We start from the raw sequence: 16,097 nt of genomic DNA, 5'->3' as shown, positions 1-16,097 counted from the left end.
AAATTTGAAAAGGTATCGGCCATGAGAAAAAAAATCTCACTTTTAAAACTTGGCGTAACATCCTGTTATCAAAATGAATTTAAATGCGTCCCAAGTTATTTTACAAAAAAATATCTTTTTCAAAATAAAAAAAATTTAGGTATCTTAAATAAAGAATCGTAGCCCCCCCCCTCTTATCCCCCCCAAAGGGGGGAGGAGGATGCCAAGGCATGGGCGGTTCCTGCTATCTTAAAATTCCCATCTTACGAGAAAGTTTTTTTCCCGTGAAATGTAACTGTAAGTGAGAATTTTTGCCGAATCTCAGGTACTCAAACGGTGGAATCTACAGGATGAGATCTGATATAGTCCACACGGAAAAAATTTAAAGTTCACCGCCCCAATCTAAGATCACCTAAAGGTTCTTCAAAACAAGTCAATTTGAATTTTGATTATGATTTAAGCTTCTTAATTTTTTAATTCTTTTGAATCTGCTGAGAACTATAAAAATTCACAACTGTAAATATTTTTGAATAATCCCTTTTAAATTTTTCTGATTATTGGCTTCGCACTCCCAAATTATTCTTACATTCCAGCCTAAATTCTCAAGCTCGGCCTTGTTCTTAGCATCACGTCTTATATTTTTTTCAAATTTTTCAGTCCAGAACGTAATATTACTTTTCGGCGTATAAGCGAAATGGCAATTCTTATGTCTATGCCAGAAACAGCCATGCACAAAAATGACCGTATTATATTTGGGCAATACAATATCTGGTTTGCCGGGGAGATCTTTCCGGTGAAGTCTGAAACGGTACCCCATTCTATGCAGAAGTGAACGAACAGTGATCTCCGGTTTAGTATCACGATTTTTAATCCGTGACATATTCCAGCTTCTTTTTTGGGGCGACAGTGTATCCATGCTTTTATATCATCCCCGACTTCTTTAAACTTTTGAACACGACCCCGGCGATCTGGAACGCCAGAAGAGGAGGAACAGCATTGCCGACCTGAATGTATTGCTGTGTTCGACTTCCTTCAAAAAAATAATTGTCAGGGAATGTTTGCAATCTTGCAGCTTCTCTTACAGTAAAGCTTCTGCACTGCACAGGGTCATAATGTATGAAATAGTGACCATCTTTGGAAATATGACTGGTTACAGTAGTAGATGGCATATAATGGACTTGAACCCGAAATCTGTCGTTAAATTTCCCACTTCTGGCATTCTTATGCTTTGGAATCAGCTCATTGGGAAATTCGTGAATTCTGGGAGATACACCATGACATTTGCAAAAACAGGATGCATAAAGATAACGATGTAAATCTGATGCCATATGCGATTTACTCTGGTGATTACATGCCCCGTCAAGCCTTTGATCTTCATACCACCATGAATTTATCATCTTTCCCGGAGCCTTACCTTGAACAAAGCGTCCACCAGTATCAAAATTTGGTGATGTTTCGATTTTTTTCAGGCTCTCTATCAAGCTGTCCTGAATTTCGCCTTTTTTACTGACATATTCAAGGAACCATTTATTGGACCTTAACCGAAGTACACGGTTTTTCCATTTTTCGGGAGAATCTTTATCTTTGGACAGTCCACTTCTTAACTTTGGCAAATCACTCAGCGTTTCTTCAACAGTTGTAACGCGCCTGCTTGGCTTGAGAGTATTAGGCCTTCCGGATGAATATTTCCTCCTGATGCCAAACAGTACAACACGGTGTCGCCTTTGAGGAATGCCGAATTCTTCAGATTTGATTATATAATCTCTGGGGTTTGTAAATTCAGGAGTAATAGCATCACCATTTTGAGGCATGATTAGAGGATAAATCTCATAATCATTTTCAAAGTCAGTATTTTCATTTTCAAAGTCAGTATTTTCATTTTCAAAGTCAGTATTTTCATTTTCCTGAAGAGTTTTAAGCGGACACTTCAAATCGCTGAGGATTTTTTCAAAAATTGATTTTCCATTGACCTTGGCAGAAAGCATTCCTGTAACATTTTCCATAATGAATGCAGCAGGCAGATGTCTGGCAATTATTCTTAAATACTCCTTGTATAAATAATTCTTCGGATCTTTTTCAGGTATATAATCCTTTTTCCCTTTATTTCGAGATCGACCAATGGTGGAGTATGCCTGACATGGAGGTCCACCGATCAGAACCCATCGGTCTCCATATTCACATTTAATAGATTTTATTCTGCTATCAATTTTTTGATTTAATGACTCAGATGAACCCAGTTCAGCACACCATGCTTCATCACGAGCTTTTTTGAACTCATCAGGAAACATAGTGAAAAGTGTTTCCTGACTGTCAATTTCACCTTTAAGGTAGCTGTAATATTCAAATGGTATTTTACCTTTTGGGAACTTTCGAAAGAAGCTTCTCAGCAGGAGTGTCTTGTGAGCATTTATCTCTTTTTCGATAGAAAGCATAATTTTAAAAACGGGACTCCCGTTATCATAACTCAGCGAAGAAAAGCCTTCGCCAAGACCACCAGGGCCTGCAAACAGATCTACAACAGCAACGTTTTTCATAGCTACACAGGAAAGCCCAGTTCTTTCACTTCATCAATAATTTTTTTACCCTGAAAAGCCTGCTTTCGAGAGGGGCTTTTACCTCGGGCAATAAGCTTCCCAATGCTGTAAGAAATACTTCTCTGCCATGTCTGTAAATTATCGGTCTCTTTTGCCCACTGTGCAATTTCAAACCATTTTTCAGAAGGGGTTTGCATTACCTCCAAGATCAACTTCTCATCATTTTCGTCCGGTCCATCAATTCCTTTTTCCGGGCTACTTGGCCGGAATCCCTTGGCAGTGATCTGATCCAAAGATATTTCAGAAAGTTTGACTGGCATGTCAAGATCTTTGAGGTTCTCCCAGCATTCTTTTTTCTTGCACCACTCAGTGATATTCCGCCCTCCTGGTGGATTGGTAATGTGTTCATGCACAGTAGCAGATATCTTTCTGATCGCTTCTGTAAGATCTTCGCTCAGGCATTGATTCTTCCAGATTTTATCCAGATCTATCCGCTGATATGAAATAAAGGAGAGCCAGGATAATGAGTATGCAACTATCTGCGCCCTGTAGCCACCATATTTCTGTCGGGAAATAATTTTTTCAGTTTCTTTGAACAATATCGCTTTTGCAACTAATCTCTGATAATAATCTTGACTGGCTTTAAAGCCTTTCCTCTCACTGAGGCGCGCAGCGAAATCCCTGAAATTTTTCTGGGCACCCAGACTTACAATCCACGGCACCTGAATCCATGTATTCTCATATTTTGCCAGATCCGTTTTGGCAAATCGTTTCTGGCTCGGATTTTCTCTGCTGAAATTACGTCTTTGAGCCGGTGTAAGCTTGGATTTTTCATCATTGTACTGCCCTCTGGAACGTTCATAAAACCAGTGAGTAAGCTGATTAGAACCACTCTGGGCGGGAGCCCATACTGTACGGGATAACTCTTCAACTTCGATATGAAACGGATCATTTGAATAAAAATCAGCTTCATTTACCTTATTCTGGCTGTTTGAATATCTTGATACCAACGGAACAACTTTATCAAGTCTGATCTGATCGTTAATAATGCATAGCTTTGCTTGAATAAACGCTGCAGACAGATCTGCTTTGTCTTTTTTTCTGGTATAGTACAATGAGGCAGTTGTCTGTCCACCGTTTACAATCTGAAAATCTTTCAGGTATGTAATACCCTTCCCCCCGGACTCAAGATTCTCAAGTGCGATACTTTCTGCAGTCCCGGTGATCCCGTTATTGTAGGCGAGAAACATGCCGGGTTCAGCATTGAGGGTAGCTCTGATGCCTTTATTTACTTTTCCTCTGGCCTGGAGAAAAGCCCTGACATTCCTTTCAAGCAGTCGAGCATTATATTTTTCATAAAGATCCGCCAGTATCTCTCCTGGGAATACTGCCAGAATAGTTTTGTAGTCAGTATTGGCATCATTTATCTCAAGGCAGGGAACAGCGGTTCCGAATTCTTTCTTGAAATCTATTTCAATGGTTTCTCTTTTGTTCCCGGAGTTGATTACTTGGCTCAATCTCTGGATATCCCAGATATGAAAAGATATTTTCAGGCTTTCCTTTTCGATCTCCTTGAAAGAGACCGGTTTTGAGCGACAGTCTGTAAAAAGAAAGATTCTGACTTCCTGGAGTTTATTTCGTCTTTCATGGAGCAGCAGGGCAAGATCCATTACAGGTGAGGCTTCCGGAACGAGATTGAAGTACCCTTCTGTCATGCATTTGCCCAGAAAATTTAAAGTTTTGTCCAGTTCATTCTGAATCTGATTTCTGCTGATTGACGCGGAAGGAACATTTCTGCTACAGAAAACAGTGAAAAGGTCTATGGAGTCAACATCATTCCCATAACTGTAACCGTTAACTTTAACTTCTCTTCTTTTAAATTCACACAACTCCCCATCATCCAGTTCTCCGGCCTCTGTCAGATGTTCTATCATCAATTCTGCAAACTGATCTTCCCACGAGGTTTCATCACCTGAATGAGCCAGGATATCTTCAATTTCCCGATTAATGGTCAGAAGGAGTTCTTCAGTGCTGTTTTTACTGTTCATTTTAAACTTTATTCTTTGTCAAATAATAAATTCATGAATCCAATTGATCTGTTCTCAACTGTCCCTGTAACCACACCTCTGTCAAGGAATCTGTTGAATTCTTCGCATGAAGTTTCCGGTACCAGAGCGCAGTTGTGGCAGGCAGCAAGATTGCAGGAATAAGGCCCCTGACCGCCCATGTCACCGAGTTCCATACATACCGGATCAGCCGAACACCATTGGGACCTGCGGACAGCATCCTTCAGCATCGGCTCAAACATTCCGGGTTTTCCCATCCGGACAAGCCCTCCCATAGTTCCCTCCGAATCTCCCGCCGCTGTATAAAGAAGGAGGGCTGCCATCGGTGCTGCCTTATCGGATGAAAAATAAAGCCTCTCCCTCAATGAGGCAGAACTGTAACCGCATTCAAATGTCAGTTGATTCATTAAAAGGTGAGAAAATGTATGTATCAGGATAAAAAACGGATGCAGTTCATTGTGAATTTCAAACCCCTGCCTCTCTCTTGATGCTGCTTCAAAGTTTCGTCGAAGATTTGAAACGCGCCTTTCAATTTTTTCTTTTTTGGGGCCAGTCAGCCATTTGGTCAGGGCAGTGTGGTCAAATTCCAGAAAAAGCCCTTCTCCATTAATAATTGAAGCAGGAAGCCATGAATCTGACTGATCCGGCTGGTTCAGCCACAGATTCTGTCTCAATTCAGAAATGTTCTGCTCACTTGGAGGATTCAAGCGTGTGAATCCGGTGAACACTCTGGTCTCTCGAAGTTTTTTTATCAGCATGATTTTAGAAAAAATTTTTGACACCGCACCAGCGTACCTTCCAATATCCACTTCTTCTGAATTCAGATACGGTATGTCCCACTCTTCAGACAGTATCCGGTATTCTTCTCTCCTGAATGCTTCCCGGTCATAGGTGCCCCAGGATTGTGAACCTTCGCTGCTTTCAGTTTCTGTCCCTGCTTTCAGATGCTTTTTGAGGACTGCCAGAACCTGTCCGGTATCATATTCCTTAAGATATTTACCATACTGACTTTGAATTTTTTCCAGAATTGTTTCAACGGCAGTATCCATTGATTTCAGAATATCTATTACCGAAGATATATCCGGTTTTTCAAAAATTCGGATTATTTCCTGGGTTTCAGAATCTGTTTTTTTATCTTCTCTGGGTAAGAATATTGAACTGAAAATCTGCGAAAAATAAATGTTGGATGCGTTTCGAAGGATGCCTCTGACAGGCCTTCCACAACCTGTTCCAGTTTCATCATGAAGCCACAGCCTCTGCCCGGCACAAGTGAAAGGTTCACCTTTTATCTGAAGTTCACCCGATGTAATACCTCCCAGTCGTTTCCTTTTTCCACACTTGGTACAGAGAACTTCGATACTGTCTAGGGTTCCGCCGCCATACTCCCTCAGTATCAGTTTATCCTCACCGCATTCCGGGTTCAGATCCTGATGCGCCCATTCATTCCAGGGAAATTCCTGGATGTGGCCCTGATCACAGACCGCTGCAAATCTGACTTGCACAAGTGGTACTTTGATAGATTTCTGTATCTGGCAGACAGGGCAGATATTTTTGTCTTTCAATCCCTGATACGTCAATGCCGTCTTTTTCATATAGCCGCAGTTGCTGCAATAATGCCACGTTGGAAATCTGAGAAACGGGATGGTCAGTCCGATATTGGGGACATCAACACCAGAAATTGAATTTCTATAATCTGGTGGTTTCCTCAAATGATCAACACCGAGACTTCTGTTTATTCTCCATTCATCTGTTATTTTGAATTCATCACAATCTGTTTCATTTTCAATTCTGCTGAACCAATGATCCAGCCCGCAGCAGATGAGAGAAACACCAAATCTGTCTGTATGAATTGCACCCGGTCCAAAAGGTGCAATCACCTGAGATTGTCGTAACGGTCCGCGTCCGGCCATTATTCTTCCTTTCCTTCCTCATCTTCATCACTTACATACATGGTGGTAATATCCATCTGGCATTCGGCATCTACATTCCTCATGGAGGTAGGTGTGGCCCAGGATGTTTTTTTCATATCCTCTGTCACCCAGGTTTCATATCGGCGCAGGAGGCAGTCTGACTGCTCCTGCTGTTTATCCCACCATTGCCTTTCCCATCTGTTGAACTGCTTCAACCTTTTATCAAATTTTTTCATTACCGAGTCATATTCATTCTCATCAATGAATTTAACTCGCTTCTCAATTATTCTTTTAAGCTGTTCAATCAGGGAAGGATCAACGTCTAAAGGGCTGTCCGCGGCAGAACTACTTCCCATCAGTCTGAGGTAAACGGCAAAAAGTGCATGCAGAGCTCTGTCGATAACAGGGGGAGCAAAAGGTGTCACGCTGGTTGGTTCAACCTGTGCGTACATCTGGCTGTGTGCACTCTGAAATTTTTCAAAATGAGACCTGTCCCTTGGTTTACTGCTGCTGAACAGTGTTGTAACCAGACCCGGTCGCTCCCACCATTTCCTGCCAACCCGCCCGGAAACCTGAATATACTGTGCTATTGTTTTGGGTTGGCCGACTATTGACATCAGAGCCAGACGATCTACATCAATGCCGACTTCAATAATGCTTGAGGCCAGACAGACATCAATGGAACGTGCATTTTTACCGGAATACTCTTTTGCAAGTTCTTCCAGCGCGTTAGGAACTTCCTCATTGGTCATCCTGCTGGTAAGCTCAAGGACTCTGTTGAGAAATCGTCTTTCCTTGAATCCGCGCCTAGCGGCAATTCCTTTCAATGCACCCGGAATATCGGTCTGGAATAATGACAGGGCACCACCGAGTTCTCTGATACTGTTAAAAAAAATAAGAAGTGTCCACCATGGGTCTCTTTTCTCAATACCGTCAAAAAGAATACTGCCCATCAGCAACGCTGAATACACTCGCACCTGCAGGGTCTGCATTGAAGGCAAACCCGGAGCATAAATCCCCATATATCTTCGCCCTGGAAGCAGTTTTCCATCATCGTCAACTGCATATCTGGCAAAAAAAGAATCACCAGCATCCAGTCCTGACGGAGGAAAAAGATTTGTCTTTTCCCTTGCAAATAATGAGCGGACCTGTTCCTGGTACCTCCGGATAGTTGCCGTCGAACAGACGATTTTCGGTTTAAAACCTTTACCATTTTCCCGGTCGGTACAAAGATCTTCTATAATCGTTTCATACAACCCGACCATAGTTCCAAGCGGGCCTGATATCAGATGAAGTTCATCCTGTATAATCAAGCCAGGTGGTTTTCCTGTTCTTTCTCCGTTTGAATCAATCCCGAAAATAGAACTTGACGCAGGTACCCATGAAAGCATCGCAAATTTATCAACTGTTCCAATAATCAAAGATGGCCTTATTTCATAAATTTCTTCATCAATGACATGAATCGGAAGCTTTTTATGGAAAAGACACTGTTTGTCCGGACATTTAAATATAACGGTTCCACCTTTTGCTATATACCCAGGGACATAAGGTTTATTTTTAATAATCTTTTGCCCCATCTCGGCACCGCACCAGGGACACTGCCTTATGACGAAAGGATTCTCAGCGTATCGATTGGTCTGCAGCTTTTTAAGGGCTGTTTTAGCACCATCTTTTTTGTTGGGAGTGTTTGCACTTCCTACCCATATGCCTATGGAGAAAGGGCGATCTCCCATTCCCCCTTCTTCCTGACGTATTTTTTCCATGGCGCAGATCAGTCTGCTGGCTCTCTGGAACTGCTGTGTTGTCAGAAGACGCAGAGTATAGCGCATAAGTACATGTACACCGTCATCGTCTGGATCTTTGAGCCTTCTATAAAACATCGCAAAAGCAGCAAGCCCCAGATAGGCCTCCGTTTTGCCACCGCCCGTTGGAAACCATATCAATTCTACCTCATCCCTTTCATCACAGTGCGTGACTGATGAACGAAGGGACATCAGAATAAAAGCTATTTGAAAGGCTCTCCAGAACCCCATCTGTTTCGGAAGTTTTTTCAAGCTGATATTCTTATAAGGCGGATTGAAAAGATTTCGTTTATTCTTAATATCATATTCAAAATCGCGTTTCCTGTTTCCCGCGACCTGCTGCAGAAGGATTGCTCTGTTTGAAAGAATAAAAGCCCTTTCAGCTAATTTGTCATTCATCAGGAATGCAAAGCCGGCTTCCATTCGATCTGCACAGATTGCTGCTCTGTCTATGTGTATCCGTGCAGTCTTCTGCAAACCGGCAGCGATTGACGGAATATCTTTAACTTTTGCAGTTATCCAAGAACGGTATTCGGCAATGAACATTTTGAGCAGATCATATCTTCCTTCCTCGTAATCAGCCAGAACGGCCATTGATATTTTCAAAAGCTGACCATCTGAAGTCAGCGCATCAGGAGTTATACTGGGGATTTCATATTCGGGGAGAGGGTCGGCTTTTATATATTCTGGATATGCATCTGAAGAATCATTCCAGCAGGCAGCGCAACCATGTCCGACAGCAAAAGTCTGTTTTCGACTGTACAGAAGTCTGAACGAAGCTCTTTCACTATCATTGTTCAGATCTGAAACCATTTCACCTTCAGGATAAGGCAGAATTCTGCCACCCTGTACATGCACGCTGAAACTGGACTGAAACAGGGTTAATTCGCTCTGCATTGAAGCGGTAGAGGCTTTTCGAGACGTCCTGTTTACAAGACAGACTGTGACCAGCCTTCTATGGTTAGGCTTTTCATCATTTGAATAACAGTCTGGGCGTGAGAAACATTCAACTGACAGTTTCAATCCATTGTCATATGATTTTTCAATATTTTTTACCGCCACGCCTTTCCTGACTTCGCTGCTGCTGAATGATATCCCTGGCAATGACACCGCTTCCCTGAAAAACCAGGTTCTGGTTATCCCTCCAATTTCAACCTGCCGGGGCTGGTACCTTCCTGCATTGACATCAACTATTATTTCTGAGCCTTCAGGCAGCTCTGCAAGAAAGCTTATTCCCATGCTGGAAGGTTGAAGCGTATTCGTTAATGACAAATCAAAGTCATCTGAATCACTTACAACATTTTCGGGTTTGCCGATGGGCTTCATATCAAAAGAATCCGAAGGCTCTCCCTGCTCAGGTACCTCCTGGTCCTTGCTGACATCCGAACTCTGAATTTCAGGATGTGCGACCTGAGGTGGATACAGCACCCCTATACCGTAGCGGTTAACCGGAGTTTCTCTTTTGATGATTTCATCATGAGAATTTTTCTGAATCCAGGGCTTCATCGCATCTTCCCATTTTTCAAAAAAAATGGGGCCTGAACATTCGAGCTCTTCCCCTTCAGTACACGGCCCCATGATTTCAGATTTCAGGAATGCTGTCAGCCGTTCCCTGTTCAAGATATGTTCAGACTCAGATTTCAGGCTCATTGTCATACTCCAAGTATATTTTTCAGATCAGCCTGGGCCTTTTTGTTTATCAGTATTACCAGCCTCGACAAAGCCCTTGTGATTGAAATATATAACAGATTAATAGATTCTGTTTTTCTGATTTCTTCCATGTCCGTAACAATTACTACAGGAGCCTCCAGCCCCTTGAAAGCATGAATAGTGCAGTAACTGATCCGGGAGTTATCCGTCACTCCTGAATATGAAACCAGACGTTGATTCCATGGTGAATCAAGTTTCCCGGCGCAACACCGTTTTGAAAAAGGAGAAAGTATAACAATCTCATTATTTTTATATCTCTGCCCGTACCTTATTGTTTCAAGCAGATCAGAAAGTATTTTCTCCTGCTGCCCGCTGCTGTCATAGAACTTCAGTTCAGGCCTGACATGATCATCCGGACGTAAAACAGATCTATAATCTGGATCAAGTCCGCCGAGAAGATGTGCATAAGCCGCTATCCTCGGAGTGTTCCGGCAGTTTATTCCCAGTGAATATACAGGAGTATTCGAACTGTGTTTTCTGATGAAGCCATCCAGATCCATTGTTGATGCCGAATAAATCTGCTGATTATTGAAATCACCGAAATACCTCCATCTACCTTTTTTCATGCCATTTTTTAAGAGTAAATCAAGAAAATCAATATAATTGTCTCTCAGCATATCCTGGGCTTCATCCAGCACCAGGCAGTCATATTCATGATCTCCTGCTTCCCCGGTATCAATTATTTTATCAACTGCTGCAGCAGGCAGCACATCTGTCCAGAATTCAGAAGATGTATTTCCAGGAATATTCAGGCCTGAAATTTTTAACATGAGCGCATGCAGTGTTGATACAGTGATCAATTTCAAATCCTCCGCATCAAACTGTTCCTTTATCCATATGGATATATTTTTGTTAAAACAGAGAAATAACACCCTTTTGTTTTCCATCATGGCCCGTCGGGCAGTTTCGATCGCCAGAAGGGTTTTTCCCGTACCGGCAGGACCGTTGAATATGACTCTGTGGTTGGTCTGCATGGCATCAAGGGCTGTATACTGCTCCGAGGTATACTTCTTCAAATTGTCAGACAGTTTTTTTCTTCTGCTGAATGGAGACTGATAGAACTCAAATTCCGGTCGAAGAATTTTCAGTATTTCCCGGCAGAGGTCCGGACTCGGCATTTCTGATGATTTTTCAAACCAGTTCAGCCCTGCCTTTCCCATCAGGAGTTTTGCTGCCTGGTCCAATACATTTGAAAAAAGTTGTGACGAAGGCCTTGAATTGAAGCTGTCACTGTCAATAACCTGCCATTCATTCCATTCAAGTGAAGTTTCTTTAAAAGGTATGAAAGGAAAAACAACGGCAGACCAGAACAATATTTTCCCGAAATCCGGGTTTCTGCTGCAAAGGTATTCCCTAATGCTGTGCATATTGGCCGATGCCTGTTTAAATGGTCCTCTTTTGTCTCCGGTGGTCTTTTTCCCGTAATACCACATACCTTTTTCAACCTTGAGAGACCTGCATCCTTTAACCTCAAGACACAGTATGCCTTTCCCGGGAATAATCATCACAAAGTCACATTCACCGGTTACCTGAGAGGTATGTTTCGAAACGTCAAGTGAATGCAGAACAATCCAGTGTCGGGTTTTGGGATCATTTTTTATATTCCTTGCGACTTCACGCTCTCCATCATATTTATAATCTGATATGACAGGCGGGATAATTTCAGCCATTGTCCTTCTCTCAAATATATTTCAACTTATCAACGTGAGTGGCACCAATTATAAAGTAATCAGAGGAAACCGCTTCGATATTTATAACAGACAGTTTTCCGGAAATACCGGGCAGATCGACTTCCATTCTTCCGTATCTGTAAAAATCATTCATGACGGTCGTTGTTATCTTTGATCTCAAAAGCTTGCTGATCTTTTTTCCAGCTTTTTTATGCATGATAGAAATCTGTTGAGCATTCTTCCAGTATAAATCTGTTTTCTCGGAAATACCTGAAAATTCCATTATCGCTTTGAACTCGTTGAAGTCATTAGGCTTAATCGTGTCACTTCTTATCCAGTTCCGGATGTTTGTGTCATTTGCTATCTGTGAACCGAAACGAATCAATTCCTCTCCAACCGCCGACAGATCTTCACAGGAAAATACTTTTTTTCTGAAACAGATTTTCCAGTCATCCTGCATTTGACGCATCAAGGCGGCTCTGGTGCCCAGAAGCATATCTGCCACGGCGGAGATGGAATCGTCACTTCCTTCTGTTCTGACAATCAAGGGCATCCCCGACCTCAGCGTTTTGTTTGGAACTTTTTCAACCTTTGTTTCGGGATCAAATCGGACGACTTGAGAATAACTTTCCATATCCTTATAAATAAAAGATCCGTCATCCAGAAAAACTGCCTTACATTCATATTCTGTTATATCCGAATGACATCCGGTTCGACATTTTGAACCGCCTGGAAGGAATGAAACGGGTGAAAAATTCAAATCTTCAATTGTTGTTTCCGTATTCTGCAAAGCAGGCGTTACATCTTCAAAGATTAATTTTTCTGTCACTGTCTCTGTCTTCACCGTGACAGGGAGCCTGTTCGGCTCCACGTTGAATACTGGTTCCGGGTTGAATTCTTCCTTGATCCAGGAAAAAGACAGGAAGTAAAGTTGTCTGCCCCTTGGTGAGCGCCATACATACTCATAGTCTGTATATTGATTTTCTGAAAACAGGTGGATAGAGCCGCAAAAAAATATCTGATCATAGAATACACTTTTCTTCAACTGCCTTGGGTTAATAATCTCATATTTTATATCCTGGAACAGATTTTTCTTTTCAATGAACTGTTCCACCCCATAAAGATTTCTTGTATGAGGAATACATATGGCGATGGAAGTTTCATGCGTTTTATTCAAATACTGCGTTTTAAGCCATTCCATAAACGGATGATCTTCAACAGGAAGGTCATGGATCAGCTCATTTATCAGGTTAAGCTGATGAACCGATTCGGGAAATTCAAGTTGAGATTCAAGACCTTTATTTAAGAGAGACAGTAGATTATCTGTTAACAGCAGTTCTGATGTGAAAGGCAGTGGCGTTGTTGCAACTTCATACCGGTATCTTTTAAGAAATGAAATCAACTCCGGCCAGAAAGAAAGACTTTTTTCTTCCCCAAGCCCGGCAATTAATTGTGAAATGGATGATGATAATATTGAAAGTTTATGATTTTCAAACCTGATGAGATTCAGTTCCGCGCGATTTTTATATAAATCAGTTATGTACTCTATATCCGGGATATCCATTTATTCCTCAAACATGATCGCTTCAACGCTTTCGGGCAGTTTTTCAAAAAACAGAATCTCATCTTCATTTTCCCTGTCTGAATAAAGCAGATCCAGCATTATCCTTGATGCATCTAAAAATCTGGGTTCACTGCGATCAAAAATTATGACTTTCATATCGGCATCCAGATCATCATAATGATTCAGAAATGGCAGAGATCCATCAAAAACAATGAGGGCCGGACAGTCATCATACTCCCCTGCGGTTTCATGACTTAAAAAAGTCCCTCTTGCAAGGTCCAATTCAGATAAAAGGAAAGGGTCTATTCTCAAAATATCAAGCAGAGAGCCGGAGAGTTCTTTCTCCCTCCTTTTTTCCCAGATTTTCATAAAGATCAGAAGAACATCATTTTCATTTTTTAAAACCGTCTTATTCCCAACCAAAGCAAATCGAGACTTATTTGATATCAGATAGTTTAAAATATCTTCTTCATTCTGACCATAATATCCCTGAAGAAATTCAAATCCCCGCATGGAATAGCCAAGCTGACGAACACCAACCTCTCGTTTTGGATCTACAGCTTTTCTTACTCTGAAGATACCTTCTTTGGTAACCGATCTGATATGACCTTTGTTATCGGTCCCAGGAACATTGACACAAAACATTTTCTGATTATTAACTGTTTCAATCCCTTTAGCAAAGCACCGCTTCCATCTCTGGTTGTCCCAGATAAGAAGCGGTGTGTTTTCTTCCACCTGTGTCAATTTGTTAAAGTATTCACTCTCATTCTTCTCTGTTTTAAAGCTTTGTATTGCATTCCATGTTTCAAATCCGAGAAGAAAAAACAGTGCAGCATAAGCTCGTGTTGGCAGCGAAAGCCCAAGGACAATATTTTTTTTGTCCTGGTGGATGGCAGCCATTTTCTCACCTGCATGAAACAGCCATCTCGCCCAATCCGGCACTTGCCTGTATCCTTCAGAAAGGTCTTTAATCAAGAAATTTTCTGGAAAGGAGCAACTACCTGGTACTTTAAATGAAATAGGCTTAGTGTTTTCATGCGATTTTAGCGATTGACCGGGAACACCACTGTTGATTTTTTCTATTTCTTTCAACAAAATGCTCAATGGTAGAAGGATAGTGATGCCGGGATAAATTTCTCCCAGTTGATTTTTAATAATTCCGGTAAACAGAGTCTTCAACAAGAGTTCATTTTGAGGCGTGTATCTGCCAATATTTTTTTTCGAAATATCAAATTGCTTTTCTATTTTTTCAACAAATGCAGGATCAACTTCCAAAAACTTGTTTCTGGAAAGTTCTTTTCCAAAATTCAATACTGAAAATTCAAAATCTATCAACTCTATGTTACCGGAAGATATCTGGTTAATGATTTCTTTTTCGTCTTTAGCTTCGATGAAAGGGAAATCTGCCAGCTTCAAACTCCAATTCTCTTCTATATTGTTTCCCGTTTTTTTCAGGAAGCTTATTTTATCTTTAATTTGCTTTTGGCAAATTAATAACAGGTAGAGTATTTCCAGTATATTTTTTTTCAGGGTACGAACTGGTTTGGTGGTATCGGACCATTTATCATTTAAAAATTTGAATGTGTACAGAAATAATGTAATTATCTCTTGAGAATAGGTAGGCCTATTCTCAATTAGAGAAAGTGAACATTTTTCAATAAAACGATGTAGTCCCTGAGACAGACAGTTTTCAAAATCAGACATACCTTTTCCCTCCCAAAGAATCTCTTTAGCATGAAGGGCTTGTCAACATCAGCAAAAATTAGTAAATCCTAAAAAAGCCATGTTGTCAAGTCGGTATAATGTTTAATGGCTACCATTTTAAGCCGGGACACCCTGTAGAATAAGGCTTTTAATGAAGTGCCTATCCTTGAGACTTAGGGTTTGACCATCAAATTGGTCACTGTTACTACAAATAATGTAGCTCTTGCCCTAAGTTGTTGTTTATTCAATGATTTTTCATCTATTTTTTTTGGATGTCTAAATTTGAGTCCAAGTATCAACCTCGAGACTTATGTGCTGGAAGACTCTCATTGACCGATTCAAACTGTCCCGCCTTAAGTCGGTAGCCTGTTTAATCAATTGTGCAAATACAGTGAAAAAGATTTTCGTTTTTCAAAGAGATAAATCAATGCTTATAGAGAGGACTATTCATTAAGCAGTCTCTGTTTTGTATGAAAGCCAACCACATACTTTCCCTGTAATTCAGGTGTGTTGAAAAACATTATAAATCGGATTGTGTCATTGATGACTCTATATTCAGGAAACTGATTGTTAGAAGCAATTAAGCGTTTGAAGGGTTTTCAGAAATTCCGTTTTTCCATAATTCATATTCACTAATATCAATCATATCATTCCAATATACAGCATATCCGCCTGGCTCCACTTTAACGTTTCTGAAAAATGCCTGATTTTTAAGAGGTGAAAACATTTCATTAGTTAACAGCCTGCTGATATTGTATTTTTTTACTTCTCCGTTAACAAATGTAATAACGAGAGTATTTTGATCTGCCACGACTGCAGTTTTTATTTTAGGTACAATCATTTTTAAAATCACTCCAAAGGTGGTAATTTTTTAAATTCTTGAGTTTCCCAGATTGTCTTCAATTCAGCCTGATATTTTTCAGCCCATTCCAAAACTAATTTCCTGGCCCTTGGCGGAAGATCCCCTTCAATCACGTTTAAAGAGTTGATATCGAAAAGTGCGAGGTATTCACCATACACAGCATGAAAGTGTGGTGGTGGATGGTCCCCAAAAAAAAGTTTTATAATGATCCCGTAAAACCTGGTAATTTCCGGCATTGCAACGTCCTGTCTTATGTTAACCGTTTTCGGTAATGATACCGCAAAAAGACCTCTTTT

10 protein-coding genes are annotated in these 16,097 nt (G+C 41.0%); all 10 read right to left on the bottom strand.

Annotated features, from left to right (window positions below):
- Window positions 1-487: 487 nt before the first annotated feature.
- On the bottom strand, window positions 488-895 hold the full coding sequence (locus Q366_RS18315; protein ID WP_035241981.1) for a very short patch repair endonuclease: 408 nt from the start codon (window positions 893-895) through the stop codon (window positions 488-490).
- 4 nt (window positions 896-899) lie between these two features.
- The gene (locus tag Q366_RS18310) at window positions 900-2,513 is read right to left on the bottom strand and encodes a DNA cytosine methyltransferase (RefSeq protein WP_035241979.1); all 1,614 of its coding nucleotides are present in this window, start codon (window positions 2,511-2,513) and stop codon (window positions 900-902) included.
- Window positions 2,514-2,515: 2 nt separating this feature from the next.
- Window positions 2,516-4,447: an AIPR family protein gene (locus Q366_RS18305; RefSeq protein ID WP_425388337.1), complete on the bottom strand. Its 1,932-nt coding sequence runs from the start codon at window positions 4,445-4,447 to the stop codon at window positions 2,516-2,518.
- 122 nt (window positions 4,448-4,569) lie between these two features.
- Window positions 4,570-6,489 carry a DUF1998 domain-containing protein gene (gene drmB / locus Q366_RS18300; protein ID WP_035241975.1) on the bottom strand — a complete coding sequence of 640 codons (1,920 nt, stop codon included), beginning with the start codon at window positions 6,487-6,489 and terminating at the stop codon, window positions 4,570-4,572.
- The gene (locus Q366_RS18295; RefSeq protein ID WP_051958153.1) at window positions 6,489-9,941 is read right to left on the bottom strand and encodes a helicase-related protein; all 3,453 of its coding nucleotides are present in this window, start codon (window positions 9,939-9,941) and stop codon (window positions 6,489-6,491) included. The genes drmB and Q366_RS18295 overlap by 1 nt, the downstream gene beginning before the upstream one ends.
- A 2-nt stretch (window positions 9,942-9,943) precedes the next feature.
- Window positions 9,944-11,671, bottom strand: a complete 1,728-nt coding sequence (locus tag Q366_RS22050) for a nuclease-related domain-containing DEAD/DEAH box helicase (RefSeq protein WP_035241973.1) — start codon at window positions 11,669-11,671, stop codon at window positions 9,944-9,946.
- Between the two features lie 10 nt (window positions 11,672-11,681).
- Window positions 11,682-13,235: a hypothetical protein gene (locus Q366_RS18285; protein WP_035241971.1), complete on the bottom strand. Its 1,554-nt coding sequence runs from the start codon at window positions 13,233-13,235 to the stop codon at window positions 11,682-11,684.
- Entirely contained in the window at window positions 13,236-14,939 is a 1,704-nt protein-coding gene (locus Q366_RS18280) for a hypothetical protein (RefSeq protein ID WP_035241969.1), read from the bottom strand. It abuts the gene before it with no gap.
- A gap of 580 nt (window positions 14,940-15,519) precedes the next feature.
- Window positions 15,520-15,780 carry a DUF2442 domain-containing protein gene (locus Q366_RS18275; protein WP_035240142.1) on the bottom strand — a complete coding sequence of 87 codons (261 nt, stop codon included), beginning with the start codon at window positions 15,778-15,780 and terminating at the stop codon, window positions 15,520-15,522.
- Window positions 15,781-15,788: 8 nt separating this feature from the next.
- Window positions 15,789-16,097 (bottom strand): DUF4160 domain-containing protein (locus tag Q366_RS18270; RefSeq protein ID WP_245620014.1); only part of this gene is annotated, 309 nt, incomplete at its 5' end.

Source organism: Desulfobacter vibrioformis DSM 8776 (assembly GCF_000745975.1).
GTDB classification, from domain to species: Bacteria; Desulfobacterota; Desulfobacteria; order Desulfobacterales; family Desulfobacteraceae; genus Desulfobacter; species Desulfobacter vibrioformis.
This window is presented reverse-complemented; position numbering and strand designations above follow the sequence as displayed.

What these genes read in the sequence shown, in the direction of transcription:
- drmB (WP_035241975.1), bottom strand. Translation starts at nt 6,489, where the DNA reads ATGGCCGGACGCGGACCGTTACGACAATCTCAGGTGATTGCACCTTTT.
- Q366_RS18280 (WP_035241969.1), bottom strand. Translation starts at nt 14,939, where the DNA reads ATGTCTGATTTTGAAAACTGTCTGTCTCAGGGACTACATCGTTTTATT.
- Q366_RS22050 (WP_035241973.1), bottom strand. Translation starts at nt 11,671, where the DNA reads ATGGCTGAAATTATCCCGCCTGTCATATCAGATTATAAATATGATGGA.
- Q366_RS18305 (WP_425388337.1), bottom strand. Translation starts at nt 4,447, where the DNA reads ATGATAGAACATCTGACAGAGGCCGGAGAACTGGATGATGGGGAGTTG.
- Q366_RS18275 (WP_035240142.1), bottom strand. Translation starts at nt 15,780, where the DNA reads ATGATTGTACCTAAAATAAAAACTGCAGTCGTGGCAGATCAAAATACT.
- Q366_RS18295 (WP_051958153.1), bottom strand. Translation starts at nt 9,941, where the DNA reads ATGAGCCTGAAATCTGAGTCTGAACATATCTTGAACAGGGAACGGCTG.
- Q366_RS18310 (WP_035241979.1), bottom strand. Translation starts at nt 2,513, where the DNA reads ATGAAAAACGTTGCTGTTGTAGATCTGTTTGCAGGCCCTGGTGGTCTT.
- Q366_RS18315 (WP_035241981.1), bottom strand. Translation starts at nt 895, where the DNA reads ATGGATACACTGTCGCCCCAAAAAAGAAGCTGGAATATGTCACGGATT.
- Q366_RS18285 (WP_035241971.1), bottom strand. Translation starts at nt 13,235, where the DNA reads ATGGATATCCCGGATATAGAGTACATAACTGATTTATATAAAAATCGC.